The following is a 26,949-nucleotide window of genomic DNA, read 5'->3' as shown; positions in this document are numbered from 1 at the left end:
ATTTTCAGCCCGTCCGGCGTTTGAGGACAAGGCCCGTTCAGGGCCGAAGCGGGGGTCTGGGGGCGGCAGCCCCCAGGGGACGGGAATGGGTAGGGGCGGCGGGGGCGAGGTAACTACCCCCGCGTCAGCGACAGCAGGTCTCGTGCCGGGCCCACCGGGCGATGGCCCGTCGGCCACACCGCCCGCAGGTCCCGCGCCAGCGACACGCCCGCCACCGGCACGCTCACCAGCCGCCGCATCGCCAGTTCCTCACCGACAGCCAGTTCGCTCAGCACCGCCGGCCCCGCCCCGCTCACCGCCGCCGCCTTCACCGCCGTGGTCGACGACAGTTCGATCAGCGGGCGGGCCAGGCCGCCCAGCGCCGCGTCCAGGACCTGCCGCGTCCCCGAGCCCGTCTCCCGGAGGATCAGCGGCGTCGCCGCCAGTTCCGACGCCTCCAGCGGACGACGGCGACGGGACCACAGATGCGCCGGCGCGGTCACCACGATCAGGTTGTCGTGGGCGATGACGACCGAGTCCAGCCCCGTCGGCACCGTCAGCCCCTCCACGAACCCCAGGTCCGCCTCGTCCGCGAGCAGCCGCTCGGCGACCGCCGCCGAGTTCCCCGCCAGCAGCGACACCGCCGTGTCCGGCCGCTGTGCCCGCAGCGCGAGCAGCCACCCCGGCAGCAGATACTCCGCGATCGTCATGCTCGCCGCCACCCGCAACCGCGAGTCCCGCCGGTCCCTGAGCGCCTGCGCCCCCGCGTCGAACGCCTCCGCCGCCTCCACGATCCGCCGCGCCCAGTCCGTCACCAGCGCCCCGGCGTCCGTCAGCCGCGAGCCCCGCGGTGACCGGTCCACCAGCGCCACCCCGAGCTGCCGTTCCATCGACCGGATCCGACTGCTCGCCGCCGGCTGGGTGATCCCCAGCTCACGCGCCGCCCCACCGAGACTCCCGAGCCGCGCCACCGCCAGCAGCAGCTCCAGCGCGCCGAGATCCGGGACGCGATGTGCCAGGGAACCCGCGCGAAACTGCCCCTCCGCCGCCTCTGCCATAAGTGCAGTTTATGTCGTCATAGAGGCAAACTCCCTGGTGGGAGCCGAACCCCGCAGCGACCCTCAGCACATGGTCACCGCCACCCGCCGCCTCGGCGTCCGTCACCTCGGACCCAACTGGTACGCCGCCGTCATGGGCACCGCCGCCGTCGCCACCGCCGGAGCCGGACTGCCGCTCCGCCTCCCCGGCCTGCGCACCGCCTGCACCACCGTGTGGGCCCTCTCCCTCGTCCTGCTCGTCGCCTTGCTCGCCGCCCGCGCCCGGCACTGGACCCACCATCGCGCACAGGCCCGCGCCCACCTCCTCGACCCGGCCATGGCGCCCTTCTACGGCTGTCTGTCCATGGCGCTGCTGGCCGTCGGCGGCGGTGCCGTCACCGTCGGCGAGGACTGGATCGGGGCCCGAGCGGCGGTCGCACTCGACGCCGTGCTGTTCACCGCCGGTACGGCCATCGGGCTGGCGGCCGCCCTGGCCGTGCCGTACCTCATGGCCGTACGCCATCGCATCGAGCCCTCGCAGGCCACGCCCGTATGGCTGCTGCCGCTCGTCGCGCCCATGGTGTCCGCCGCGCTCGGCCCGCTGCTGGTGCCGCAGCTGCCGCCCGGGCAGGCCCGGGAGACGCTGCTGCTCGCCTGTGTCGCGATGTTCGGGCTCAGTCTGCTCGCCACGCTGCTGATGCTGCCGCTGGTCTTCGCCCGGCTGATCACCGGCGGACCGCTGCCCCTCGTCCTCACCCCGTCGCTGTTTCTCGTGCTGGGGCCGCTCGGGCAGTCCACCACCGCCGTCGGCACGTTCGCGGACGTCGCCCCGGGGGTGGTTGGGGCACCGTACGGCGGGGGGTTCGGGATTCTCGCGGTGCTGTACGGCGTGCCCGTCATGGGGTTCGCGCTGCTGTGGTTCGGGCTCGCCACCGCCCATGTGCTGCGGGCCCGACGGCACGGCATGCGGTTCGCGATGACCTGGTGGGCGTTCACCTTCCCGGTCGGCACCTGTGTCACCGGCGCCGAGGCGCTGGCCCGGCACACCGGGCTCGTCGTGTACGACGGGCTCGCCGTCGGGCTGTACGCCGTGCTCGTCGGCGCCTGGGCCGTCGTGGCCGTCCACACCAGCCGCGGGCTGTTCAGCGGCGCGCTGCTCGCAGGGCCCGCGTCAGCACCCGTGGCGCCTCGGCCAGTGACGGGCCGTACCACGTCAGGTGCCGTCCGCTGACCAGTGCGCAGGGCAGGCCCGGGAACGCCTCCGGGCCGTCGTCCGCGGTGAAGCGGTACGGCTCGTCGGGGAGGACCACGACGTCCGGGGCCGCCGCCCGCAGGTCCTCCAGAGGGATGCGGGGGTAGCGGTCCTCGTGCGTGGTGTACAGGTGGTCCACGCCGAGGCGGGCCAGGACGTCGCCCGCGAAGGTGTCGCGGCCCAGCACCATCCAGGGGCGCCGCCAGATCGGGACCACGGCCGTCGTACGGTGCTCCGGGACCGGCGGCGACGACCACGTCTCCTCCGCCTCGTCCAGCCACCGCGGGCGTGCCGTCACCCCGCAGGCGCCCAGCACCCGGGCCAGCTCGGCGAAGGCCTGCGGTACGTCCCGTACCTCCGTCACCAGGACCTCGACGCCGGCCGCGCGCAGGGCGGTGAGGTCCATCTCGCGGTTCTCCTCCTCGTTGGCGATCACCAGGTCGGGCGCGAGCGCGAGAATCCTCTCGACCTTGGGGTTCTTGGTGCCGCCGACGCGGGTGACGTCCAGGCCTGCAGGGTGGTCGCACCAGTCGGTGGCGCCCACCAGGGCGCCGGGGGCCGAGACGGCCACGGCCTCCGTCAGGGACGGCACCAGGGAGACGACGCGCATCAGCGCCCCGGCCGGTCCCGGACCGCCTCGATGTGCTCCGCCACCGCGACGACGACCACGCGCGTGTCCGGCACGGTCGCCCGCCAGCGGTGGCGGACCCCGCCGGTGAGGTACAGGGTGTCGCCGCGGCCCAGGCGATAGGCGCGGCCCTCCGCCTCGATCTCCACACCGCCGTCGGCGACGTACATCAACTGGTCGTTGCGGTACTGGAATTCGCGGCCCGCGTCATGGTCGCCGGTGAACTCCGAGGCGTGCATCTGATGGTGACCGCGCACCAGGGACCGCGCCCGCGGCTCCGGCGCCAGTTCGGTGGTGTCGGCCCGCACGACGTCGACGCTGCACGCCGGGTCGGCGGCGGCGAGGAGTTCGACGGCGGTCGTGCGCAGCGCGTCGGCGACCTTCTCCAGGGAGCTTCGGCTGGGGCGTGCCCGGTCGTTCTCGACCTGGCTCAGGAAGGGCACCGACAGGCCGCTGCGTTCGGCCACGACGGCGAGGGTGAGGTCCAGTGCGCGGCGTCGCCGTCGCACGGCGGCGCCCACCCGAAGGGGCTGTTCTTTGTGGTCGCCCATCGCTCCGGCTCCCTCCTTCGCTCGTCGGTCCACTGTCCTCGCGCCCACCGTTCGGCGCACACCTTCTGTTGAGTTCTCTGCACCCTACGCATGTTCGGCAAACCGTTTCATGCGCCCGTCACATCGACGACACATCGGGGGGACTTCGACCCATCGGTTCGCGCCAGCGGATCGGCTCCCGGGATCCGCCCGGCGCCCCCGCGACGCCCTGACCACCGCTCAGTACGCGAACACCCCTGTTCTGTTCAATGCTCCGGCACTCCCCCGTGTTCCCGCGTCCGCCGCGACCGGCGGGCCTGGTCGGAGGGTCCCGGAGAACCGAGTACCCGGTCCGGAAGTCGAGTCCGGCCGTGGGGAGTTCGCGCACCCCGGCTCGGGTGGTGGGATAGCGCTGCGTGGTTGGCCGGATCCTTTTCGTAGGCATGCCGGGTGACTATGCGGACATGCCGCGAGGGGTGGGTCCGCCGTACGGAGGGGAAAAACGTACGGCGTGACCCACCCCTCGGGTGACGGCCCGGGACTGTCAGGTCACCCGGCCGCCTGGCTCTTGTCCGATCCGGGGACCGGAGCCCACTTGTCCAGCAGACCCGGGTTCCGCTTCAGCCAGGTGCGCACGGCGTCCTGTTCCTTGCCCTTGCCGGCCTTGGTGATCTGGGACTCCAGGCCGGTGAGCTGCTTCTCGGTCATGGAGAAGTCCTTCAGCCACTTGCCGACCTGGGGGTTGTCGTCGGCGAAGCCCTTGCGGGCCAGGGTGTGCACGCCGTCGCCCTTGCCCCAGGCGCCCTTGGGGTCCTCGAGCTTCTTCAGGTCGTAGTCGCTGTACGCCCAGTGCGGCGACCACAGCGTGACGACGATGGGCTGCTTCTTGGCGTACGCGCGCTTGAGCTCGGCCAGCATCGCGGGTGTCGAGCCGTCCACGACCTCGTACGAGTCCTCGAGGCCGTACTCCTTGAGCACCTTGTCCTTGAGCAGGCCCATCATTCCGGCGCTCGGCTCGATGCCGACGATCTTGCCCTTGAACTCGGCGGACTTGTTCTTGAGGTCCTCCAGGGAGTTCACGTCCTTCATGTACGAGGGGACGGTGAGCTCCAGCGAGGTCGGGCCGTACCAGGAGCCGAGGTCGTCGAGCCGGTTCCCGTACTTCTTCCAGTACTCGGCGTGGGTGGTGGGCAGCCAGGCGTCCGTCTGGAAGTCGAGCTGGCCGGTGGCGACGCCGGTGTAGAGGGGGCCCGCGGCGTACTGGGTGGTCGTGACCTTGAAGCCGCGCCGCTCCAGCAGCTCCTTCCAGAGGTACGTCGAGGCGATGCCCTCGTCCCACGGGATGTAGCCGATCTTGATCTCCTTGCCCTTGCCGACGTTCGTGGCGGAGGCCTCGGCGGTGCCGGCGGAGGGGCCGAAGACGCCCAGGCCGCCCGCGACGAGGGCCAGGGCGGCCACGCCGGCGACCGCGACGACGGGGCGGGGACGGTAGTTCCAGACCTTGACGCCGCCCGCGGCGCGGGCCTTGGCGGCGGCACGACGGCCGAGCGGGGAGATCTGGGCGCCGAGCGCGCCGGTGATGCGGTCCAGGTAGATGGCGAGGACCACGATGCCGACGCCCGCCTCGAAGCCGAAGCCGATGTCGAGCTGGCCGATGGCCTCGTTGACCGCGCCGCCGAGGCCGCCGGTGCCGACCATGCCGGCGATGACGACCATCGACAGGCTCAGCATGATCACCTGGTTGATGCCGGCCATGATCGTGGGCAGCGCGAGCGGCAGCTGGACCCGCAGCAGGGTGTCCCGGGGCGCGGTGCCGAAGGCCTCCGCCGCCTCGACCAGTTCGGCGTCGACCTGGCGGATGCCGAGCTCGGTCATGCGGACGCCGGGGGCGAGCGCGAAGATCAGGGTGGCGATCACGCCGGCGGCGGTGCCAAGGCCGAAGAAGAGGATGGCCGGGATCAGCAGCACCATCGACGGCATCGTCTGGAGCAGGTCCAGGACGGGCCGTACGGCCGCGCTGACCGCCTTGGAGCGGGCCGCCCAGATGCCGAGCGGGATCGAGAGCACCAGCGCGATGAGGGTGGCGACGAGCACGAGGGCCAGCGTCGACATGGCCCGGTCCCACAGGTCGAGTGAGTCGATCAGCGCGAAGCCGCCGAAGGCGAGGACGCCCGCGACCAGGCCGCGCAGCCACCAGGCGAGCACGGCGAGGATGCCCGCGAGGAGCAGCGGCTCGGGGGCCGTCAGGACGGCGTTGACGCCGTCGTACATGCCCTCCACGACCGCCTTGATCGCGTCGAAGAGCCAGCCCATGTGGGCGACCAGCCAGTCCACTCCGGAGTCGACCCAGTCGCCGAGACGCAGCCTAGGCACGGGCGATCACCCTGTCCTCCGGGTGGTCGCAGGGCGCCGGCTCGGCAGCCTCGTCGCCGAGGAAGCCGATCAGGCGCTGCCGCGGCACGACGCCGATGACCTTGTGGTCGTCGTCCACGACCGAGACGCGGTGCGACAGCCGGGCGCTGATCGCGCACAGTTCCACGAACGGCGTCTCGCTGGTCGCGGTCTCACAGGTGCACAGCGGGGCGTCGGCGGTGACCGAGGTGTCCATCAGGGCGCCCGCGGTCAGCACGCGGGAGCGGTCGACGTCCTGGATGAAGGAGGCCACGTAGTCGTCGGCCGGGCGCAGGAGGATGTCCTCGGCGGTGCCGGTCTGCACGATGCGGCCGTCGCGCATGACGGCGATGCGGTCGCCCAGGCGCATGGCCTCGTTCAGGTCGTGGGTGATGAAGACGATCGTCTTCTTCAGGGTCTGCTGCAGCTGGAGCAGCTGGTCCTGCATGTCACGGCGGATCAGCGGGTCGAGCGCACTGAAGGACTCGTCCATCAGCAGCAGGTCGGCGTCGGTGGCGAGGGCGCGGGCGAGGCCCACGCGCTGCTGCATGCCGCCGGACAGCTCGTCGGGCCAGGACTTCTCCCAGCCGCCCAGGCCGCACAGCTCCAGGGCCTCGGCGGCACGCTTCTCGCGCTCGGCGCGCGGCACGCCCTGGACGGCGAGGCCGTAGGCGGCGTTCTCCAGGACGCTGCGGTGCGGGAACAGCGCGAAGTGCTGGAAGACCATGCTGATCTTCCTCGCCCGGACCTCGCGCAGCTCGCGGTCGCCGATGGCGGTCAGGTCCTGGCCGTCGAAGCGGACGTGACCCGCGGTCGGCTCCAGGAGCCCGTTGAGCATGCGCAGCAGCGTGGACTTGCCGGATCCGGACAGGCCCATGACGACGAAGATCTGACCGGGTTCGACGGTGAAGGAGGCGTCGATCACGGCGGCGGTGGTGCCGTCGGCGCGCAGCTCCTCACGGTCGGCTCCGTGACGGAGCCGCTCGACGGCCTCGTCCGGTCGTCTGCCGAACACCTTGTACAGATGGTCGGCCTCAAGCCTGGATGACACGGGTACCTCTTGTCTCGACGGCAAATGATGGGAGCGACTGACGCAACAGTTGCGCAGGGGGCGCCACTCCGCAGGCCCGCCTGCCCTGCTTCCCTGTACACAAACGCACAAGTGGTCCAGGCCACAGGCCCGCCACGCACCGCGACGGGAGGCTCACCCAGGGCCGCTGTCAGTGCGGTACGGCATGATGCGTGGCGTGACCGGACGACTGATGCTCCTCGACACCGCCTCGCTGTACTTCCGCGCCTATTTCGGCGTCCCGGACTCCGTGAAGGCCCCGGACGGCACGCCGGTGAACGCCGTGCGCGGGCTCCTCGACTTCATCGACCGCCTGGTCAGGGACCACCGGCCGGACGCGCTGGTGGCCTGCATGGACGCCGACTGGCGGCCCCAGTGGCGGGTCGAGCTGATCCCCTCCTACAAGGCGCACCGGGTCGCCGAGGAGCACGCGGCGGGTCCGGACGAGGAGGAGGTGCCCGACACGCTGTCGCCGCAGGTGCCGGTCATCGAGTCCGTCCTGGACGCGCTCGGCATCGCGCGCGTGGGCGTCGAGGGGTACGAGGCGGACGACGTGATCGGCACGTTCACGGCGCGCGCGAAGGGCCCGGTCGACATCGTCACCGGGGACCGCGACCTGTACCAGCTCGTGGACGACGAGCGCGGGGTGCGGGTGCTCTACCCGCTCAAGGGCGTCGGCACCCTCCAGCTCACCGACGAGGCGTGGCTGCGCGAGAAGTACGGCGTCGACGGCCGGGGGTACGCGGATCTGGCGCTGCTGCGGGGCGACCCGAGCGACGGTCTGCCGGGCGTGCCCGGGATCGGGGAGAAGACGGCCGCGAAGCTGCTGGCCGAGTTCGGCGACCTGGCCGGGATCATGGCGGCGGTCGACGACCCCAAGGCGAAGCTCACGCCCTCGCAGCGCAAGCGGCTGGACGAGTCGCGGCCGTACGTCGCCGTCGCGCCGAGGGTCGTGCGGGTGGCGCACGACGTTCCACTGCCCGACGTGGACACCACGCTGCCGCACACACCCCGGGATGCGGCGGGGCTGGACGAACTGGCGATGCGCTGGGGGCTGGGCGGGTCGCTGCAGCGGCTGCTCGTGACGCTGGGGGCGTGAGATCGCCGGGGGCGTGAACCGCGTCACGATCGCGTGCATGGGGCTCGTGACGTGGGGAATTCGTTCCGTGCGTGCGCGACATGCCCCTTTTCATGAACGTTCATAGCGGCATTCGCCGGACGGAGGTGCTAACTTAGGTAAACCTAAGCTTGGAACGAGGGAGGCCAGTGATGGCGCTACGCCCTGCCCGCAAGCCGCGGAAGCCCCACTCCGCGCAGGTCATCCGTACCGAACGGCTGACCCCGCACATGCAGCGTGTGGTGCTGGGCGGTGAGGGGCTCGCCGAGTTCGCGGCGGACACCTGCACGGATCATTACGTGAAGATGCTGTTCTCCCCTCCGGGTGTGAGCTACCCCGAGCCCTTCGACCTGGAGCGCATCCGCGAGGAGCTGCCGCGCGAGCAGTGGCCGGTGACGCGGACGTACACCGTGCGGGCCTGGGATCCGGAGCATCGCGAGCTGACCCTGGACTTCGTGCTGCACGGTGACGAGGGCCTGGCCGGCCCGTGGGCGCTGCGCGCCCGGCCGGGCGAGACCGTGCGGTTCATGGGTCCCGGCGGTGCCTACGCCCCCGACCCGGATGCCGACTGGCATCTGCTGGTGGGTGACGAGAGCGCGCTGCCCGCCATCGCCCGCGCCCTGGAGTCGCTGCCCGACGGTGCCGTGGCGTACGCGTTCGTGGAGATCGCCGGTCCGGAGGAGGAGCAGAAGATCGACTCCGATGTGGAGGTGATCTGGCTGCACCGCGGCTCGCGTCCCGTCGGCGAGATGCTGGTCGAGGCCGTACGCGCGCTGGAGTTCCCCGAAGGGCGGGTGCACGCGTTCGTGCACGGCGAGGCGCATTTCGTGAAGGAGCTGCGCCATCTGCTGCGGGTCGAGCGTGCCGTGCCCCGCGAGGACCTGTCGATCTCCGGTTACTGGCGGCTCGGTCACGACGAGGACGGCTGGCAGGCCTCCAAGCGGGACTGGAACGCGCGGATCGAGGCGGAGCAGGAGGGGTCGGCGCCGGCGGCGTAGGCCTTCGTGGACGCCGAAACGGGGCGGCACTCTCGCGGGTGCCGCCCCTTCGGCATGAACTCGGCCGACCCGGCACGGACGGGAAGAGCCCGGCACGGACGGGAAGAGCTCCTGTCACACCGGCGCTCGCTCCACACATGCGACTCGTACCCGAACCTTGTTGGGGGACAGGGTCATCCGGGGTTCGATGCGCGGTCGTCGAACGTCACCGTGCGAGAGTCGCCATCGGGCCACGATCGTGGACAGGGCCAGTGTCGCCAGGTTCATCGCATAGGCGTCACCGATGCACTTGCGCGCACCTCCGCCGAACGGGATGAAAGCGCCGCGCACATGCTCATGCTCCGGAAGCCACCGGTCGGGATCGAAGGAGTCGGGGCGCCGATTGAACCGTGCGTCGTGGTGCATGAGGTACGGGCTGTAGACCAGGGTGGTGTCGGGGGGGATCACGGCGTTCGCCAGCCGGGCCTCCGTGGTGGTCATGCGCGTGAAGATCCACCCGGGAGGGTAGAGCCGCAGTGTCTCGGTGATGACCCTGCCGGCCAGCTCCAGCTGTGGGAGATCCTCCCAGGTGGCCGCTCGGGTGCCGAGAACCTTGGCTGCCTCGACGTGCAACCGCTCCTGCACATCGGGGTGTTGGCACAGGAGATGGACGGCCCAGGTGAGGGCCACCGCGGTGGTGTCGATGCCGGCGACGAGCAGAGTCATGATCTGGGCGTGGACCTCGGCGTCCCCGAGGGCTTCTCCCGCGTCGTCATGGGTCGCGAGGAGCATCGACAGCACATCGCTGTGGCCCTCGCCGTCCTGCCGGTACCAGCTGATGGCCTTGCTGACCTCGCCCCACGCTCGGTTGCGGGCCCGCTCGTAGCGCAGGTTCGAAGGGAGCGGCAGACGGCGCAGCGAGGGTGGGAGGAGAGCCTGCTGGTAGATGCCTCGGAAGATGTCCGGCAGGTTCTCCGTGACGGCCTCCACAGCGGGTCGCGCGGCTTCGGCCGTGAACAATGTCCGCGCAATGGTGCCGCTCGCCAGAGCGTACATCTGTGAGCCCACATCGATGGTCGGCCCGTCGTGCCAGCCGGCGGTGAGCGTGTCTATTTGCTCGGTCATGATGGCGGCGTACTCACGCAGGCAGGTGCGAGAGAAGGCGGGCTGCAACTCGCGGCGCTGTCGCCGGTGGGCGCTGTGCGGGCACGAGGCGATTCCGTCCCCCAGCGCATTTCCGACCCGTTCGATGATGGGTCCGCCCTTGTCGAATATTCGGTCGTGCAGGAGGACTTCCTGAACGAGTTCGGGCCGGCAGACCACGACGGCTGTTTGCGGGCCCAGCCGAATCTGCACCAAGTCACCATAGGACGGGAGGGTTTTCAGAAAACCCAGCGGGTCTCTGAGCAGTGGAAACAGATGCCCGACGATCGGGAGTGCCCCGGGAGCCTGTGTGATGCCTTCATGGTCCGTTGCCATGGCGCGTGGCCCTTCTCTGTCGATCCAGGTGGTCGGCGAGCCGCTCAGTGGTCAACCGCAACAGTCCGGGACGCGTCATCCTGACTCGGGAACAGGGCTCCGAGGTGTGCATGCTGCTGTTCGGCCTGGCCCGAGGTGGTGGGGATCGCGTAGCGGGTGGTGTTCCCGTACCACTGCAGGCACCCATTGGTCCACTGCCGCATTCCGGCAGTGACCCTCAGGACTTCTTCGCGGATGCGGGGCGGCACACCACGGCTCGTCAGGAAGGGCAAGAGCTGCTTTTCGGCGGCCAGAAAGTCGGCGACTCGCTCCTGAACCCTTGCGACGGCCGCGTCGATGGCCTCCTGCAGCGAGATTCCGGCGGCATGCTGCATGACGATGACGACGTTATGGAAATCTCCCCGCTTGTCGTCCAGGTGAATTGAATGCAGGTCGTTCTGCCAGGCAACCACGTCGCTCGCGGCTTCAACGATCTCCCGGAACAGACCCGTCTCGTATATGTCCTCGGGTACCTCCACGCCCAGGCTGAGCTCAACCAGGTCGAAGCCGAACTCCATTCCCACGGAAAGTCGCCTGGTCTGGGTGAAGCTGTCGATCCCCGGGGGGGTACCGCGGAACCGATTCATGGATTCCTCGGCGAATCCTTGGAAGAATAAATCCAGATGATGGTTCAACCGCGCATGAAGCGTCGGCGAAAGCCTTTCGCCCGTACGAATCGACAGATCCGCCAGCGCCGTGGTGAACCGAGTCTGCTCCTGTGCGGGAGCAAGGTCTTTTCCGGTGTTGATGATGTCCATCAGACGCCGGTGAACCGGATCCCAGGCTTCCGGAGTGTCATAGACCTTCAGAGTGTGCAAATCGTCCAGGATGAAGGTGAAGAAGAGCCATTCCGCGCAGAGGCAGAGATCGCGGAACGAGGCTTCCGGATAGGTCCAGGCGACAAAGTGCCCGTAGCCTGCCTCCAGCCGCTCCCGGCCGTCTTGTGTCTCTGTCAACCCGAGGCTCTCTCCGAGAGAGCGGACGTACTCCTCGATCCTCGGGGCGTATGGACTTACGGTCGGCGGTGTGGGCTCCGCGAACGTCGGGATCATGGCGAGCACTGAGTCCTCCATGTCTGGGGCGTCGGAGTTGGCCGAGGCGAGTGAGGTGTCGTCAGGTTGCCTGCTCTCGCGGCGAGAAGCCGAGGAGTCGGTGAGCGATCGATGTCTCACGGGCGCGCTGCGGAGTGTCCCGGCCAGGAGCGGCCTTGGTGGGCAGCGACAGGACGAGCGGTGGCACGGACTTCCCCTTCCATGAGGGCGCGAGCACGGGCGCCGCCTTCGGCTGTACGCCTTTTAATCACATCGCAGTTCAGTCCAGACCGGAAGTGGACGCCTTTGATTCTGTCGTGAATGCTTCGCTCGCAAGGCTGAGCAACCGCCGGCTCAGGACGCGCTCCCCTTCCGCGGTCAGGGAACTGAGCGGCGGATGACCGAGGGGGGACGGCCGGGTACGTGCAGGCAAGCGGAGACTGGCCGCTGAACAGTGGTCATGGCGGCTCCCACGAGGTTCACGTCACCGGGACGACGGTATGCGCAAGGCAATGGAGCTCCGCGGACGACTACCAGTAGACGCAGGACCGCCGCACGGCGACAAGTGATCGAATGGGGGCGCATGGGGGTACAAAGACAATCACGCAATCACGCTGGACAGTCGTTTTAGGACATGCATCGCTGAACGCGCTGATGCGCCGGAGCGAGCGGCACCCAGCCGGAGCGCAGTTGCACGGAGAGGCTCGCGTCGGTCGGCATCGCCTCGCCCCGCCCTCGCCGCTCCTCGTACGCTTGACCCTGATGAGACGCCGCACCCCAGCACCGCCCTCCCCCCTGCCGCAGCGCGACGGGGTGGACCCGGTGCGGGTGCGGTTGCCGGCCGGCGACGCGTGGACGACCGTGCGGGACCATCTCGTGGCGCGACTGGCGGCCGGGGCCGAGGTGATCGACACCATGCTGGACGAGGGACGGGTAGTCGACGTCACCGGGCGCCCGGTACCGCGGGACATGGCATACGTGCCGGGGATGTTCGTGTGGTTCCACCGCGAGCTGCCGGCCGAGGAGCGGGTGCCGTTCGCAGTCGAGGTCGTGTACCGGGACGAACACCTCGTAGTGGCTGACAAGCCGCACTTCCTGGCCACCACGCCACGCGGCAGCCATGTCACCGAGACGGCCCTGGCACGGCTGCGGCGGGAGCTGGGCCTCCCGACGCTGGGCGCAGCGCACCGGCTGGACCGGCTGACGGCGGGGCTGGTGCTGTTCACCGTGCGGCCCGAGGAGCGCGGCGCGTACCAGACATTGTTCCGCGACAGGCGGGTGGGCAAGGAGTACGAGGCGGTGGCCCCGTACGATCCCGCACTGGACCTGCCGCGCACCGTGCGGAGCCGGATCGTCAAGGAGCGCGGGGTGCTGGCCGCCCGCGAGGTCGAGGGCGAGCCCAACGCCGTCAGCCGGGTCGAGCTGCTCGATCACCGGAACGGGCGTGCCCGGTACCGGCTCGTACCGCGTACCGGGCAGACACACCAACTGCGGGTGCACATGAGCGCGTTGGGTGTGCCGATCCTCGGCGATCCCCTCTATCCCGAGGTGACCGGCCCCGTGGCGGACGGTGATTTCCGGCGCCCGCTCCAACTGCTGGCGCGGGTCCTGGAGTTCACCGATCCGATCACGGGGCGCGAGCACCGGTTCGTCAGCTCGCGTGTGCTGACGGCCTGGTCGTCGTACGAGAACTGGGCCGGGTGGACGGGGCGCTCCGGTCGGCTCAGTCCCCGCGCCACCAGCGCAGAAGACGCCGGAACACACTGAGCCGACGGGCCTGTTCGGGCGCCGCCACCGGGGTCGGCACGGCGGCGGGCTGCGCAGCCGCGGGCTCCGGCTGCCGCGAGCTGACCTGCCAGTTGTTCGGGCTCTGCGGCGGCACGGGATTGATGGAGGGCCGCTGCATGACGTCCTGCTGGGGCTTCGGCGCGAACTTCACCGGCAGTTCCACCAGGTGCTGGTTCGAGATGGACGACCGCCAGCGCAGTTCGTGCTCCGGGCAGCTGAGTTGGACGTCCGGGAGGCGGGTCAGCAGGGCGTCGACGCCGACGTCGGCGATGGAGCGTCCGATGTCCTGGCCCGGGCACTCGTGGGGGCCGCCGCCGAAGGCGAGGTGGGAGCGGTTGCCCTGCATGTTGGCCTTGGGGCCGGGGCGGACCCGCGGGTCCACGTTGCCCGGCGCGATGCCGAAGATGAGGGCGTCTCCCTGACCGATGCGCTGGCCGCCCAGCTCGGTCTCCGCTTTGGCGACATAGGGAAGGATGGTGCTGAACGGTGGCTCGTCCCACAGGGACTGCTCGACCGCCTCCGGCACCGTCATCTGGCCGCCCTTGAGCTGGGCGCGGAACCGCGGGTCGGTGAGTACCACGCGCAGTACGTTGGCCAGCAGATTGGCGGTGGCCTCGTACGAGACGATCAGGACGACCCGCAGGTGCTGGGCGACCTCCTCGTCGGTGAGCCTCGCCGGGTGGTTGATCAGGTGGCTGGTGAAGTCCTCCTTGGGGTCGGTCCGGCGGCGTACGGTCAGCCGCATCAGGACTTCCATGATGTATTCGTTGCTGGCGATGGCGGTCTCGCTGCCCTTGAGCATGTCGCGGGCGGCCTGCACGATGCGGTCGTTGTACTCCTCGGGCATCCCGAGGATCTCGCACATCACCGCCATCGGCAGGTGCTCGGCGAACTGGGCGACCAGGTCGGCGCCGCCCTCCTCGCAGAACTTGTTGACGAGGTGCTGGGTCGCCCGGTTGATGTAGCGGCGGATACCCCGGTGGTCGATGGTCGACATGGCGCCCGTGACCGCGCCGCGCAGCCGCAGGTGCTCGTCGCCCTCGGCGTGGCAGCAGATGGGCTGCCAGGCGACGATCGGCATCAGCGGGTGATCGGGCTTGATCGTGCCGTCCTGCAGAGCGCTCCACAGCCGGGTGTCCCGGGTGTACTGCGAGGGAGTGCGCACCACGTGCATGTTCTCGGTGTGGCCGAGCACAACCCAGATCGGCACGTCCTCGTGCAGCAACGCGGGAGCAACGGCACCGTACTCGGCGCGCAGTTCCTCGTACACGGCTCCCAGGTCCTCCGCGTCGGGGCCGTACAGCCGGCGCAGCCCGCCGGGGCCGATGCCGTGCGCGGGGCAGCCGGGTGGCGGGGCGGCCGTGGGGTCGTGCGTACCGGTCGGGGAGAAGGATTCAGGCGTCACGATGGTCGCTCCGAAGCTGAGGTGAATCCGGTGTACAGGAGGTGAGGGGGGTTGTGATCACGCGTCTCAGGCGGGGGCCTTCGCCATCGCCAGCGCGTGCAGGAAGTGCATCAGCGTCATCAGGACGTCCCGGCTGGAGGCCCGGCGACGTACGTCGCACTCGACGATGGGGATCTCCTCGGGCAGGTCGAGCGCCGTGCGGAGTTCGTCGACGGGGTAACGGGGCGCGTCCGGGAAGGTGTTGACGGCCACCACGAAGGGCACGCCGCGCTCCTCGAGCCGCCCCATGACGTCGAAGCTGACCTCGAGGCGGCGGGTGTCGATCAGCACCACCGCGCCCAGCGCGCCGTCGAACAGCCCGTTCCACAGAAACCAGAAGCGCTCCTGGCCGGGGGTGCCGAACAGATACAGCACGAGCTGCTCGGTGATGCTGATGCGGCCGAAGTCCATGGCGACGGTGGTCGCCGTCTTGGTGTCCGAGCCGAAGTTGTCGTCGACGCCGATGCCCGCCTGCGTCATGGTCTCTTCGGTGGTCAGCGGCCTGATCTCGCTGACCGAGCCGACCATGGTCGTCTTTCCGACGCCGAAGCCGCCCACGATCACGATCTTGACCGCGGCTTCGGCCGTGTGCGGCAACTGGTCCTCGGTCCGCGGACCGGGGACGGTGTCAGAGCCTTTGAAGTCCATGCATCACCGCTTCGAGGATTGAACGGTCGGCGACGGTCTGGCGCACGATCGGGTTGCGGGCCGTCACCAGTCCGGCCGTCAGCATGTCGGTGAGCAGCACCGTCATCATGCTGAACGGCAGGTTGAGATAGGCCGACAGCTCGGCCACGGACAAGGGGGTGGAACAGAGCCGGAGCAGCGCCGACTGCTCCGGCGTGGCGGAGGGCGGGGGGTCGGCGCGCGCCACGATTAACGTGACGAGGTCGAGGTCGCCGTCGCGCTCGCCACCGTCCGGTCCGGCGACCACGAAGAGCCGCTCCGGGTGCTTCTGCTTGCCGGGCTCGGGGGGCGGTGCGGGCGGTTGTTCCTTGGGGTGTCGCCGCTGGCGTTGCGGAGGAGTCATACGGTCTGCCCGTTGCGCCTGGGCGGACTGGTGAGATGGGCGCCGATGCGGGCGACGAGGTCGGACATGCGGTTGCTCATCCGTCCGGGTTCGGCGAACGTGTCGGAGAGCACGGCGAGATAGGCGTTGGCGCCGGCGGCCATCAGATAGAAGTAGCCGCCGTTGATCTCGATGAGGACCATCTTCATCTTGCCGTCGCTGTTCGGGATCTCCGTGGCGACGGCGCTCGCCAGGCTCTGCAGCCCCGCGCACGCCGCGGCGACGCGGTCGGCGGTGTCCGGGTCGCCGCCGTAGCGGGCGATGCGCAGACCGTCGGCGGAGAGCACCACGATCATCTCGATGCCCGGTACGCCGTCGTGGAGCTCCTTGAGCATCCAGTCGAAGTTGGCGCGCTGCTGGATCACTTGGTGTCCCCCTCGTGGTCGGCCTCGGGGCGGGCCGGTTGGGTTCGCGGCTGGAGTGTGTAAGGGTCGGGCTTGTCCTTGAGGCCGTTCCAGAAGGCCTCGACCCACGCTCCGGGGGCGGGCTCGTCGTCCTTCTCCGGCTCGGGCTCGGGCTCGGGTTTGCGCGTCGACCAGATGGTCGGCCGGCCTTCCCGCTCGGCCTGCTCGATGGCGGCCTGCTCGGCGATGCGCTTGCTGAGCGGGGTCTTGACCCGGCTGCGGCGCTGGGGCAGCCCGCCCGCGGTCCACTCGGTGACCACGGGGACGTCGTCCTCCATGGAGACCGTGGCGGGGATCTTCGGGCTGGTGGGACGCCGCTTCTTGGGGGCGCGCTTGGGGCCTTCCAGCGCATCGGCGCCGGCCTTGGGCGCCGATGCGGCCCCGATGCCGTGGGCGAGCCCGGGAGCGGGCTCGTTGGTCATCATCTCGCGCGGCACCACGAGGATGGCGCGCACGCCGCCGTATGCGGAGGACCGCAGCGAGACCTGCATGTTGAACGCCGTGCAGAGACGGCCGACGACGGCCAGGCCCAGGCGCGGGGCCTCGCCGATGTCCTGGAGGTCGGTGCCCTGCTTGGCGCGCTCGAGCATGCCCTCGACCCTGGCGCGGGCCTCCTCGCTGAGGCTGACGCCGGAGTCCTCGATCTCGATCGCGATTCCGGTCTGCACCTCGGTGGCGGTGACGTGCACCTTGGTCTGCGGCGGTGAGTAGCGCGTGGCGTTGTCGAGGAGTTCGGCCGCGGCGTGGATGATCGGCTCGACGGAGATGCCGGCGATGTTGACCTGGGCGATGGAGTCCAGGCTGATCCGGCGGTACTCCAGGATCCGGGACATGGCGCCGCGCAGCACGCTGTACAGCGGGACGGGTTCGGGCCACTGGCGGCCGGGTCGGCCGCCGCCGAGCACGGAGATGGAGTCGGCCAGGCGGCCGATCAGCATGGTGCCGTGGTCGATGCGCAGCAGGTCGTCGAAGACCTCGGGGTTACGGCCGTGGTCCTCCTCCATCTCCCGGAGTTCCACGGCCTGTTGGTGGACGATCGACTGGACGCGGCGGGCGATGTTGACGAAGGAGCGCTGGGCGGAGTCGCGGAGTGCTTCCTGGTGGTCGACGATGTCGAGCATCGACTCGACCAGCGACAGTTCCGCCCGGGAGAGCGGCCCGTGGGACGAGTCGAGGTTGCGGAGGTCGCGCATCACCTCATAGATGGAACCGCCGCACTGCAGCCGGTGGATGGCGGCGGGCGTGATCTCCGTGGCGAGGCGGACCATGGCCTCGTCATGGGCGGCGACGCGCCCTTCCAGATACGCGGTGTGACGGGCGTGCTCGGCCCGCTGGGCCCGCAGGGCGCGGCCGCGGCGCACCGCCTCGGCCGCGGACGCCAGTACCAGCAGCATGGCCACGGCACCGCACACACCGACGGCCGTCCGGGCCGGTTCCGCCACCACGGCGACGGCGGCTCCGGTCGCCGCGGCCATCACTATGGCCGGCAGCAACAGCACGCGCGCGTACGGCAGTTCACGGCGACTGGGCGGGGATTGAACGCTCACCATGTGGGCCCTCTGAAACGAATCGGGTGGGTGTAGGGGGAGCTAGCAGCGGGGTACGTCATGGGTATGTCGGAATCTTCTGCACGTTTGGGAACAAGCGCACGAATACGCCTCAACTCGGTGCGCCGCGGGCGAGCTTAGTCCGACCGGATCATCGCTGTGTCATATTCAGCAAGCACCTGAAATGGGGTGGGCGACAGGAGTACGCTCGACTCCATTTGCACGTAGGGTATCTGTTCGAACACTGCTCGTTACGACGTACGGGCGTGCGAAAACTACTCACCGTGACGGGTGAAGATCTGGTTCCGGGCCCGTTCGGGGAGAAACCTCGAGCGAGAAATCCAGCGGGAGAAGTCCGACCACCGCGGACGAGAAACGCGAGAAGCGCGCGACAAAAAACAACGGCAAGGAGTCACCTACTCCTTGCCACTCTCAACTTATAGCGCACCGGGGGGCTTGCGGCAAGGCCCCCGTCGTGCCGCAGAATCTCCGGCCTGGGCCGAGGAGCTGCGGAAACGGGGTCGTAGAAGTGCGTGTGCTGTTGATGTCGCCGCCCGACGAGAAGTCCGCGAAGCCGCCGGGTGGCCTCCGTGATGCATCACGGAGGCGCGGGCACCACGACGAAGGCGGCCCTGGCCGGCGTACCCCAGGTGGTGGTCCCGCAGATCGTGGACCAGACCTTCTGGGCGGCGCGGGTCGCCGAGGCGGGCGTCGGCGTGGCACGCGACGGTCCGACGCCGACCGTCGCGTCCCCGTCGGTGCGGAGGCGGCCGCGCGGCTCCTGCTCGGCGAGGTCGGCCGGCCCAGACCGCCAGCGACCGTGTGAACCGCGCCGGGTCCGTCCCCGACCCACAGCCGCACCCCATGGCCTTACTCGAAACGACCTTCGGAGCCACGCCGTGCCTTCCCTCACCGCCAGTGTGTTCGACCTTCCCGAGCGCCTCTCCCCCAAGGCCGAGTCGTCCCTGATCGCCGCCGACGAGCGGCACTTCGCGGCCATCGCGGAGTGCCTGGAGCAGACCGTCGCCGAGCTGACCGACCGCCTCGCCGCCGCCCGCAGGGCGCCCGGCGGCCTGGGCCGGGAGGCGATGGACCGGGACAACGAGATCCACCGGCTCACCGCCCGGCTGCGCACCCTGCGCCGCTTCGGCCTGGACCTCTGCCTGGGCCGCATGGTCGCCGCGGACAGCCCCGAGCCCGTGTACGTCGGACGGCTCGGCCTGACCGACAGCACGGGCCGCCGACTGCTGATCGACTGGCGCTCCCCCGCCGCCGAGCCCTTCTTCGGCGCCACCCACGCCAACCCGATGGGCCTGGCCAGCCGCCGCAGGTACCGGTGGACCGGCGGCCGGATCGGCGACTACTGGGACGAAGTGTTCACCCCGGACGCGTTCGCCGGGCACGCCGCGCTCGACGACCAGTCCGCGTTCATCGCGAGCCTGGGCGGCAATCGCTCGCCGCGGATGCGGGACGTGCTCGCCACCATCCAGGCCGACCAGGACACCGTCATCCGCGCGGGATCGCGGGGCGCACTCGTCGTCGACGGCGGCCCCGGCACGGGCAAGACCGTCGTCGCCCTGCACCGCTCCGCCTATCTGCTCCACTCCGACCCGCGCGTCGACCACCGCCGGGGCGGCGTGCTGTTCGTCGGCCCGCACCGGCCGTATCTGGCGTACGTCTCCGACGTCCTGCCCAGCCTCGGCGAGGAGGGCGTGCAGACCTGCGTCCTGCGGGACCTCGTCCCCGAAGGAGCCGGGGCCGCGGTCGAGGCCGACCCGGAGGTGGCCCGGCTGAAGTCGTCCGCGGACCTGGTCGGGGCGATCGAGAAGGCCGTCGCGTTCTACGAGGAGCCGCCCACCGAGGGCATGACGGTGACGACCCCCTGGTCCGACGTCTGGCTGAGCGCCGACGACTGGGCCGTGGCCTTCGATGCGGCCGAGCCCGGCACCCCGCACAACGAGGCCCGCGACCAGGTCTGGGAGGAACTGCTCACGATCCTGGTCGACAAGCACGAGGAGGACGCCTCGGGGGACGACGGCGAGATCCCCGCCGAGCCGCTGCGCAGGTCGCTCACGCGCAACCGGGAGCTGCTGACGGCCTTCAACCGTGCCTGGCCGCTGCTCGAGGCGGCCGACCTCGTCTCGGACCTGTGGTCGGTCCCGGCGTATCTGCGGATGTGCGCTCCCTGGCTCGGCCGCGACGAGGTCCGGCGGCTCCAGCGCCCGGACGCCCAGGCCTGGACGGTGTCCGACCTGCCGCTCCTGGACGCGGCACGGCAGCGGCTGGGCGATCCGCAGGCGGCCGGGCGCAGGCGCCGGCACGAGGGCATCCTCGCCGCCCAGCGTGAGCGCATGACGCAGGTCGTGGACAACCTGATCGAGGCCGCGTCGAACTCGGGCGCCGACACCGACGACGGCGAGGGCCTGGTGACGATGTTGCGGGGCCAGGACGCCCAGGTCAGCCTGGTCGACGAGGCCGAACTGACCGACGCCGCCCCGGACCGGCTGGCCGGGCCGTTCGCGCACATCGTCGTCGACGAGGCCCAGGAGCTGACCGACGCCGAGTGGCAGATGCTGCTGCTGCGCTGCCCGTCCCGGAGCTTCACCATCGTCGGGGACCGCGCCCAGGCCCGGCACGGCTTCACGGAGTCATGGCGCGAACGCCTCGAGCGGGTCGGCTTCGACCGGATCGACCTGGCCTCCCTGAACATCAACTACCGCACACCGGAGGAGATCATGACGGAGGCCGAGCCGGTCATCCGCGCCGCGCTCCCCGACGCCAACGTGCCGACGTCGATCCGCAGCGGCGGGGCGCCCGTCGTGCACGGCCCCGTCTCGGACCTCGACCCGGTCCTCGACACCTGGCTCGCCGCGCACGCCGAGGGCACCGCATGTGTCATCGGCGCCCCCACGTTCCGCTCGACGGACCGCGTCCGGTCACTGACCCCGGAGCTGTCGAAGGGCCTGGAGTTCGACCTGGTCGTCCTCGTGCACCCGGAGAGGTTCGGCGAGGGAGTCGAGGGGGCGGTGGACCGCTATGTGGCGATGACGCGGGCGACCCGGCAACTGGTCATCCTGCGGTGATTGCACGCCTCCAGGGGCGCGGGGCCGGCCTCACCCCACCGACGAGTAGGCCACAACCCCCCGCAGCAGCCCCTCAACAGCCTTACGCGCACTCTTCGCCACGGTCGAGCCCTCGACAGGAGATGCCGCGGAGATCTGCCCCAGCACATCGATCACCTGCTTGCACCACCGCACGAAGTCCCCGGCCGGCATCTCCGCCTCCCGAAGCACCTCGTCCAGCCCCTTGCCACTGGCCCACATGTACGCGGCCCAGGCGAAGCCCAGATCGGGCTCACGCTGCCCGACGCCCTCGGTCTGCGTGATCCGGAACTCCTCCTCCAGCGCATCCAGCCGACCCCAGATCCGCACCATCTCCCCCAGCGCGGCCTTGGCCCTGCCCGACGGCAGCTTGGGCGCCATCGCATCGTCCCCGACGCGTGCCTCGTACACCAACGCCGAGACGCAGGCGGCCAGTTCGGCGGGGCCGAGGCCTTCCCACACCCGCTCGCGCAGGCACTCGCTGGCGAGCAGGTCGAGTTCGCCGTACAGCCGCGCGAGCCGCTTGCCGTGCTCGGTGACCTCGTCGCCGCGCAGATAGTCCAGCTCGGTGAGCAGCGCGACGATGCGGTCGAAGGTGCGCGCGATGGTGTTCGTGCGGCCTTCGATACGGCGCTCCAGCTGCGAGGTGTCGCGCAGCAGCCGGTGGTAGCGCTCGGCCCAACGGGCGTGGTCCTCACGGTCGTTGCAGCCATGGCAGGGGTGCGCGCGCAGCGCCTTGCGCAGCCGGTCGATCTCCCGGTCGTCCGCCGCCTGGGAGCGCCCCTTGCGGTGCCGCTCGGGCGGGATGTGCCCGGCCTTGGAGCGCAGCGCGGAGGCGAGGTCCCGACGGGACTGCGGGGAGCGCGGATTGAAGGACTTGGGGATCCGCATCCGCTCCAGCGCCTCGACGGGCACCGGGAAGTCCATGGACGCCAGCCGCTTGACCTGCCGCTCGGCGGTCAGGACCAGCGGACGCGGCCCGTCGTGGTACTCGAAGCCGCGGTGGCCGTTGGACCGGCCGGCCGGCAGCCCCGGGTCCAGCACCAGCGCGAGACCGGCGTACTTGCCCGTCGGCACGTGGATGACGTCGCCCGGCTTGAGCTTCTCCAGCGCGACCGCGGCCTCCGCACGCCGCTGCGCCGCCCCCTGCCGGGCCAACTCGTTCTCGCGGTCCTTGAGTTCGCGGCGCAGTCGCGCGTACTCCTCGAAGTCCCCGAGATGACAGGTCATGGACTCCTGGTAACCGGCGAGCCCCTCCTCGTTGCGCTGCACCTGCCGTGAGATCCCGACGACCGACTTGTCGGCCTGGAACTGTGCGAAGGAGGTCTCGAGGAGTTCGCGCGAGCGGTGCCGGCCGAACTGCTCGACGAGGTTGACCGCCATGTTGTACGACGGCTTGAAGCTGGAGCGCAGCGGATACGTACGCGTGCCCGCGAGCCCGGCCAGGTGCTCGGGACTCATCCCGCGCTGCCACAGCACCACCGCATGGCCCTCGACGTCGATGCCGCGCCGCCCCGCACGCCCCGTCAGCTGTGTGTACTCGCCCGGTGTGATGTCGGCGTGCTGCTCGCCGTTCCACTTGACGAGCTTCTCCAACACCACCGACCGGGCGGGCATGTTGATGCCCAGCGCCAGCGTCTCGGTGGCGAACACGGCCTTCACCAGACCGCGCACGAACAGCTCCTCGACGACCTCCTTGAAGGTCGGCAGCATGCCCGCGTGGTGGGCGGCTATGCCTCGCTCCAGGCCCTCCAGCCACTCGTAGTAGCCCAGGACGTGCAGGTCTTCGGTCGGGATGGACGCGGTGCGCTCCTCGACGAGGGCCCGGACCCGTTCCCGTGCCTCGTCGTCGTTCAGCCTGAGGCCCGCGTACAGGCACTGCTGGACGGCGGCCTCGCAGGCGGCGCGGCTGAAGATGAAGGTGATGGCGGGCAGCAGGCCCTCGGCGTCGAGGCGTTCGATGACCTCGGGCCGTCCGGGGGTCCACACCCGGGACCGCTGTCTGCGCTCCCGCTCGCGGTCGGCCTCCCGCATCGCTCGCCCGCGTCTGCGGTCCTGGTACGACGGCCGGCTCGCCTCCATGCGGGCCAGCCGTGTGAGGTCGGGGTTGACGGCCTTCTTGTGGCCCTCGCCCTCCTCGAACAGGTCATACATCCGCCGCCCGGCGAGCACATGCTGGAACAGCGGCACGGGCCGGTGCTCGGAGACGATCACCTCGGTGTCACCGCGGACGGTGTCGAGCCAGTCACCGAACTCCTCGGCGTTGGACACGGTCGCCGACAGTGAGACGAGGGTGACCGACTCGGGGAGGTGGATGATCACTTCCTCCCATACGGCGCCGCGGAAGCGGTCGGAGAGGTAGTGCACCTCGTCCATGACCACATAGCCCAGGCCCAGGAGGGTCTGCGACCCCGCGTACAGCATGTTCCGCAGTACCTCGGTGGTCATCACGACCACCGCGGCGTCGGGGTTGACACTGTTGTCGCCGGTGAGCAGACCCACCATGCCGTTGCCGTAACGGCGGCACAGGTCGGCGTACTTCTGGTTGGACAGCGCCTTGATGGGCGTGGTGTAGAAGCACTTCTTGCCCTGCATCAGGGCGAGGTGGACGGCGAACTCGCCGACGATCGTCTTGCCGGAGCCGGTGGGCGCGGCCACCAGCACGCCCTTCCCCGCCTCGAGCGCCTGGCACGCCTCGATCTGGAAGGGGTCGAGGCCGAAGTCGTACATCTCGCGGAAGGAGGCGAGCGCGGTGGCCTGCTCGACAGCGCGCCTGCGTGCTGCCGCGTACCGCTCGGCCGGTGAGAGGTCCTCTGTCATCGTGCTTTCGAGCGTACCGGGCCCCACTGACAACAGGACGATCATTATCCGGATCGGCCCCGCGCGAACCCCGGATCCGCGCAGCTCACGACCGCGAGGCGGAAGCGGCCGGGTGCGCCCCGTAGGCGCCCCGGCCGCTGTCCGCCGAGAGGTGTCCCTCAGGTGACGTCGTCGTAGCCGTTCACCCGGTCACGGTCGTTGCGCGCCTGCTCGGGCAGTGCCCGGCTGGCGGAGACGGCCTCGACGTCCCCGATCGCCTCGGGGGTCAGGTCCAGGTCGGAGGCCTCGTCGTCGCCGAGCTCGGCGTCGGGGTCGTTGCGACGGCGCCGTCGGTCGTTCAGCAGGGAGACGCCGACCGCGATGAAGTACAGCACCACGATCGGACCGGCGAGGGCCATCATTCCGACCGGGTCGGTGGTGGGGGTCGCCACCGCGCCGAAGACGAAGACACCCATCACGACGCCACGCCACCAGCCGAGCATCCGGCGCCCGGTCACCACGCCCGTCAGGTTCAGCATGACCAGCAGCAGGGGCAGCTCGAAGGCGGCGCCGAAGACCAGCACCATCCGGACGCTGAAGTCCAGGATCTTGTCCATCGGCAGGATGTTCGCCGAGCCGTCCGGTGTGATGCCGAGCAGGACGCGCATGCTGATCGGCATGACCGTGTAGGCGAGCCAGGCGCCACCCAGGAACAGCGGGACCGCGGCGGCGACGAAGTAGTAGGTGTACTTCCGCTCGTGCTTGTGCAGTCCCGGGGCCACGAAGGCCCACAGCTGGTACAGCCAGACCGGGCTGGAGACGACTATGCCCGCCATGAGGCTCACCTTCACCGTGGTGGTGAAGGGAGACAGGAGGTCGGTGTAGGCGACGACCGCACAGGCACCGCCGGTCGTCTCGCCGAGCCCCTTGGTGCAGCGCGGCACCGGGTCGGAGAGGAACTCCATCAGCTGCTGGTTGTAGAAGGCGGCCACGATGGTGACGATCGTGATCGCCAGCATTCCCTTCGCGAGCCGGTTGCGGAGCTCACGAAGGTGATCGGCGAGGGGCATCCGCCCCTCGGGATCCTTCTCCTTGTTGCGGGCAGGCTTCAGCAACCCACGTTCCCATCTCGTGCGGCGGGCCGGAGGTCACCGGCCCTGCGTCAGCGCTTGGTGGTGTCCGTCGGCTCGTTGACCGGGCGCGAGCTGGTCACGTCGCCGGGGGCGGCCTGGATGATGCGCTGAGCCTGGGGCTGCTGGTCGCCGTTGTCGTTCGGCGGATCGGCGGGAGCGGCGGACTTGTCCTCGTCCTTCATCGCCTTGGCCTCGCTCTTGAGGATGCGGGCCGACTTGCCGAGGGAACGGGCCATGTCCGGAAGCTTCTTGGCACCGAACAGCAGGATGATGACAACGAGGATCAGAATGATCTCGGTGGGGCCGAGCCTACCCATAGCTGTTTACCTTCTTCACCGAGGCGACATGGTCCGATTACCCGGCGAGTCGGACATTCGTCCGACCACCGTGCTGTCAGCGATCGTAACGCTCAGGGGTGAACACGGGACAATCCCTGTGCGTACTCCCAATCCGCGAGCCCGCGCCTCGCTCTCGGGGCCGCAATTCTGCAGCGTACCTGGCAGCGGCGCGAAGGTGACAGGGCGAAGTGGCCCAAAACGCACGCGACGTGCGACTCACACCGAATCCTTGAGGGACCTAGAGCGAGTCCACAGCCCGTGCCGCGCTCACGCTGGCCCGCTCCAGGTCCTCGGCCGCCCTGCTGATACGTCGCGCCGAGTCCGTGACCTGCCGGCCCAGGCGCTGTGCCTCCAGGAACACCCGCACGGCGAGCACACCGAGGACGGCGAGACCCACGAAACCCACAGCTACCGCGAACATCGGCCAGAACATGACGCCGAGCCTAGACCGTCCTACGGGGTGTGCAGCCGCAGGGTGCTGACCCCGCCGCCGGTCAGCAGCTCCACGATCCGCTCGCCGGCCGGCTTGCGCACCGAGACGCCGCACTCGGGGCAGGTGAACGAGTAGAACGTCGTACGGCTGCTGGCGCCGATGGCGAGCCGCAGGGCGCCCGCGGCGAGTTCGAAACGGCCCCGGCAGTCCGGGCAGCCCGCCTTGAACACCACCGGCGTCACGCTTCTCATCCCGGCGAACGCCGACGCCACCGTCATCTCCCGCACCCCGGACGTAGCCGACTCGCTCAAAGCCCTCGCTCCTGCCTGTCGTCCTGCCGCTCCTGAACCACACGGGTCCCGTGGGACTCCTGCACCTCGACCCCGTCGTACGCCGCCAGGGCCTCGCGGGCCGCCCGCCGGGCGCTGTCGGCCAGCTCGGGCGGCGACACGATCCGCCCGTCACGGCCCAGCCGCAGGGCCAGGCGCCGCAGCGACGCCGGGTCAGGGGTGCGCAAGGTGATACGCAGCCCGCCGTCCGCAAGCTCATCCGCGCTGTCGTGCGGGTAGTACTCGGCGACCCAGCGTCCGCCCGGGCCGACCTCGACGACGACCTCCGGGTCCTCCGCCGCGGGCTGCACCAGCCCCTCGGACAGGTCCCTGAGCTCGACCTCGGGCGGCGCGGACAGCTCGTCGAGGATCTTGATCTCGGCGACCCGGTCGAGCCGGAAGGTGCGGCGCGCCTCGGAGCGCCGGCACCACGCCTCGACATAGGTGTGGCCGACGCTGACCAGGCGGATGGGGTCGATCTCGCGCTCGGTGACCTCGTCGCGGGCCGGCGAGTAGTAGCGGATCCACAGCCGGCGCCGCTCGGAGATCGCCCGGTCCACGTCGGCGAAGACACCGCCCTCGGACTCGAAGGTCACCGACAGCCGGGCGCTGGCGCCGGCCGCCTCCCCCGACGCCGCCTCCACCTTGGCGGTCGCCCGCAGCAGCGCCTGCCGGTCGCTCTCGCGCAGCCCGGGCAGGGTCGCCACGGCTCGGGCGGCCACCAGCAGCGCGGTCGCCTCGTCGGCGGCGATCCGCAGCGGCTCGGCGACGTCGTCGGGGTTGTGCCACCAGATGCGCTCGCCGTCGGTGTCGATGTCGAGCAGATCGCCGCCGCGGAAGCTGGTGCCGCACATGGGCAGCACGTCGAGGTCGGAGACCAGCTCGTCCTCGGAGACCCCGAAGGCGCGCGCCACGTCCTCGACGCGGGCACCGGGGCGCTCCTTCAGATACGTCACCAGGGACAGCATCCGCCGGGTCTGGTCGATGGCGTTGACGGGCCTGACCGGTTTGCCTGCCACTGTCTCGCTCCGCTCC

23 protein-coding genes and 1 pseudogene are annotated in these 26,949 nt (G+C 70.2%); 6 read left to right on the top strand and 18 right to left on the bottom strand.

Translation table 11 applies throughout. The features are described 5' to 3' along the window. Positions 1 to 113: 113 nt before the first annotated feature. Positions 114 to 1,037: a LysR family transcriptional regulator gene (locus IM697_RS14510; RefSeq protein WP_194048105.1), complete on the bottom strand. Its 924-nt coding sequence runs from the start codon at positions 1,035 to 1,037 to the stop codon at positions 114 to 116. Between the two features lie 70 nt (positions 1,038 to 1,107). Between IM697_RS14510 and IM697_RS14505 the strand changes: the two genes are divergently transcribed. Continuing rightward, the gene (locus IM697_RS14505; RefSeq protein ID WP_194048104.1) at positions 1,108 to 2,247 is read left to right on the top strand and encodes a TDT family transporter; all 1,140 of its coding nucleotides are present in this window, start codon (positions 1,108 to 1,110) and stop codon (positions 2,245 to 2,247) included. On the opposite strand, the gene IM697_RS14500 is transcribed toward IM697_RS14505, so the two are convergent. The 4 genes from IM697_RS14500 to IM697_RS14485 form a co-directional block, all read right to left on the bottom strand. Further along, a complete protein-coding gene (locus IM697_RS14500) occupies positions 2,159 to 2,878 on the bottom strand; it encodes a helical backbone metal receptor (protein ID WP_194048103.1) in 720 nt (239 codons plus the stop codon). The two genes, IM697_RS14505 and IM697_RS14500, sit on opposite strands and share 89 nt — an antisense overlap. Then, entirely contained in the window at positions 2,878 to 3,447 is a 570-nt protein-coding gene (locus tag IM697_RS14495) for a helix-turn-helix domain-containing protein (protein ID WP_194048102.1), read from the bottom strand. The genes IM697_RS14500 and IM697_RS14495 overlap by 1 nt, the downstream gene beginning before the upstream one ends. Before the next feature lie 528 nt (positions 3,448 to 3,975). Further along, positions 3,976 to 5,799 carry an ABC transporter permease/substrate binding protein gene (locus tag IM697_RS14490; RefSeq protein WP_194048101.1) on the bottom strand — a complete coding sequence of 608 codons (1,824 nt, stop codon included), beginning with the start codon at positions 5,797 to 5,799 and terminating at the stop codon, positions 3,976 to 3,978. Then, positions 5,792 to 6,868 (bottom strand): quaternary amine ABC transporter ATP-binding protein, encoded by a 1,077-nt coding sequence (locus IM697_RS14485; protein WP_194048100.1) that lies wholly within the window; start codon positions 6,866 to 6,868, stop codon positions 5,792 to 5,794. The genes IM697_RS14490 and IM697_RS14485 overlap by 8 nt, the downstream gene beginning before the upstream one ends. Before the next feature lie 187 nt (positions 6,869 to 7,055). Between IM697_RS14485 and IM697_RS14480 the strand changes: the two genes are divergently transcribed. After that, entirely contained in the window at positions 7,056 to 7,985 is a 930-nt protein-coding gene (locus IM697_RS14480; protein WP_228044948.1) for a 5'-3' exonuclease, read from the top strand. Between the two features lie 170 nt (positions 7,986 to 8,155). Continuing rightward, positions 8,156 to 9,001, top strand: a complete 846-nt coding sequence (locus IM697_RS14475) for a siderophore-interacting protein (protein ID WP_194048098.1) — start codon at positions 8,156 to 8,158, stop codon at positions 8,999 to 9,001. A gap of 114 nt (positions 9,002 to 9,115) precedes the next feature. Here the strand turns inward: IM697_RS14475 and IM697_RS14470 are convergent, their stop codons facing one another. Beyond that, the gene (locus IM697_RS14470; protein WP_194048097.1) at positions 9,116 to 10,459 is read right to left on the bottom strand and encodes a cytochrome P450; all 1,344 of its coding nucleotides are present in this window, start codon (positions 10,457 to 10,459) and stop codon (positions 9,116 to 9,118) included. 44 nt (positions 10,460 to 10,503) lie between these two features. Then, the gene (locus IM697_RS14465; RefSeq protein WP_228044945.1) at positions 10,504 to 11,550 is read right to left on the bottom strand and encodes a terpene synthase family protein; all 1,047 of its coding nucleotides are present in this window, start codon (positions 11,548 to 11,550) and stop codon (positions 10,504 to 10,506) included. Between the two features lie 741 nt (positions 11,551 to 12,291). Here IM697_RS14465 and IM697_RS14460 point away from each other — a divergent pair. Then, positions 12,292 to 13,296, top strand: a complete 1,005-nt coding sequence (locus tag IM697_RS14460; protein WP_194048095.1) for an RluA family pseudouridine synthase — start codon at positions 12,292 to 12,294, stop codon at positions 13,294 to 13,296. On the opposite strand, the gene IM697_RS14455 is transcribed toward IM697_RS14460, so the two are convergent. From IM697_RS14455 to IM697_RS14435, 5 genes are all read right to left on the bottom strand, one after another. Further along, positions 13,253 to 14,722, bottom strand: a complete 1,470-nt coding sequence (locus IM697_RS14455) for a cytochrome P450 (RefSeq protein WP_194048094.1) — start codon at positions 14,720 to 14,722, stop codon at positions 13,253 to 13,255. The two genes, IM697_RS14460 and IM697_RS14455, sit on opposite strands and share 44 nt — an antisense overlap. Before the next feature lie 66 nt (positions 14,723 to 14,788). After that, positions 14,789 to 15,409, bottom strand: coding sequence for a GTP-binding protein (locus IM697_RS14450; RefSeq protein WP_194048093.1), 621 nt, complete (start codon positions 15,407 to 15,409; stop codon positions 14,789 to 14,791). Further along, on the bottom strand, positions 15,390 to 15,791 hold the full coding sequence (locus IM697_RS14445) for a DUF742 domain-containing protein (protein WP_194048092.1): 402 nt from the start codon (positions 15,789 to 15,791) through the stop codon (positions 15,390 to 15,392). The genes IM697_RS14450 and IM697_RS14445 overlap by 20 nt, the downstream gene beginning before the upstream one ends. Continuing rightward, on the bottom strand, positions 15,788 to 16,195 hold the full coding sequence (locus IM697_RS14440) for a roadblock/LC7 domain-containing protein (protein WP_062722698.1): 408 nt from the start codon (positions 16,193 to 16,195) through the stop codon (positions 15,788 to 15,790). The genes IM697_RS14445 and IM697_RS14440 overlap by 4 nt, the downstream gene beginning before the upstream one ends. After that, complete coding sequence (locus tag IM697_RS14435; protein ID WP_194048091.1) at positions 16,192 to 17,784, bottom strand: sensor histidine kinase; 1,593 nt, start codon at positions 17,782 to 17,784, stop codon at positions 16,192 to 16,194. The genes IM697_RS14440 and IM697_RS14435 overlap by 4 nt, the downstream gene beginning before the upstream one ends. A 590-nt stretch (positions 17,785 to 18,374) precedes the next feature. Here IM697_RS14435 and IM697_RS45885 point away from each other — a divergent pair. Then, a pseudogene (locus IM697_RS45885) lies at positions 18,375 to 18,458 on the top strand (nucleotide disphospho-sugar-binding domain-containing protein); the annotation flags it as partial. Positions 18,459 to 18,680: 222 nt separating this feature from the next. Beyond that, a complete protein-coding gene (gene helR, locus IM697_RS14425) occupies positions 18,681 to 20,864 on the top strand; it encodes an RNA polymerase recycling motor ATPase HelR (RefSeq protein ID WP_194048089.1) in 2,184 nt (727 codons plus the stop codon). Between the two features lie 30 nt (positions 20,865 to 20,894). On the opposite strand, the gene IM697_RS14420 is transcribed toward helR, so the two are convergent. The 6 genes from IM697_RS14420 to IM697_RS14395 form a co-directional block, all read right to left on the bottom strand. Then, entirely contained in the window at positions 20,895 to 23,747 is a 2,853-nt protein-coding gene (locus IM697_RS14420) for a DEAD/DEAH box helicase (RefSeq protein ID WP_194048088.1), read from the bottom strand. A gap of 113 nt (positions 23,748 to 23,860) precedes the next feature. Beyond that, the gene (gene tatC / locus IM697_RS14415) at positions 23,861 to 24,796 is read right to left on the bottom strand and encodes a twin-arginine translocase subunit TatC (RefSeq protein ID WP_228044666.1); all 936 of its coding nucleotides are present in this window, start codon (positions 24,794 to 24,796) and stop codon (positions 23,861 to 23,863) included. Positions 24,797 to 24,843: 47 nt separating this feature from the next. Continuing rightward, entirely contained in the window at positions 24,844 to 25,131 is a 288-nt protein-coding gene (tatA, locus tag IM697_RS14410) for a Sec-independent protein translocase subunit TatA (protein WP_194048087.1), read from the bottom strand. Between the two features lie 259 nt (positions 25,132 to 25,390). Further along, positions 25,391 to 25,585 carry a hypothetical protein gene (locus IM697_RS14405; protein WP_194048086.1) on the bottom strand — a complete coding sequence of 65 codons (195 nt, stop codon included), beginning with the start codon at positions 25,583 to 25,585 and terminating at the stop codon, positions 25,391 to 25,393. Between the two features lie 20 nt (positions 25,586 to 25,605). Further along, entirely contained in the window at positions 25,606 to 25,896 is a 291-nt protein-coding gene (locus IM697_RS14400; protein WP_194048085.1) for a hypothetical protein, read from the bottom strand. After that, positions 25,893 to 26,933, bottom strand: a complete 1,041-nt coding sequence (locus IM697_RS14395) for a helix-turn-helix transcriptional regulator (protein WP_194048084.1) — start codon at positions 26,931 to 26,933, stop codon at positions 25,893 to 25,895. Before IM697_RS14395 ends, IM697_RS14400 begins: the two co-directional genes overlap by 4 nt. Positions 26,934 to 26,949: the final 16 nt, after the last annotated feature.

Origin of the sequence: Streptomyces ferrugineus, from assembly GCF_015160855.1 — a bacterium.
Taxonomy (GTDB): Bacteria; Actinomycetota; Actinomycetes; order Streptomycetales; family Streptomycetaceae; genus Streptomyces; species Streptomyces ferrugineus.
The sequence above is the reverse complement of the archived record's forward strand: the minus strand, read 5'-3'. Positions and strand labels throughout refer to the sequence as shown.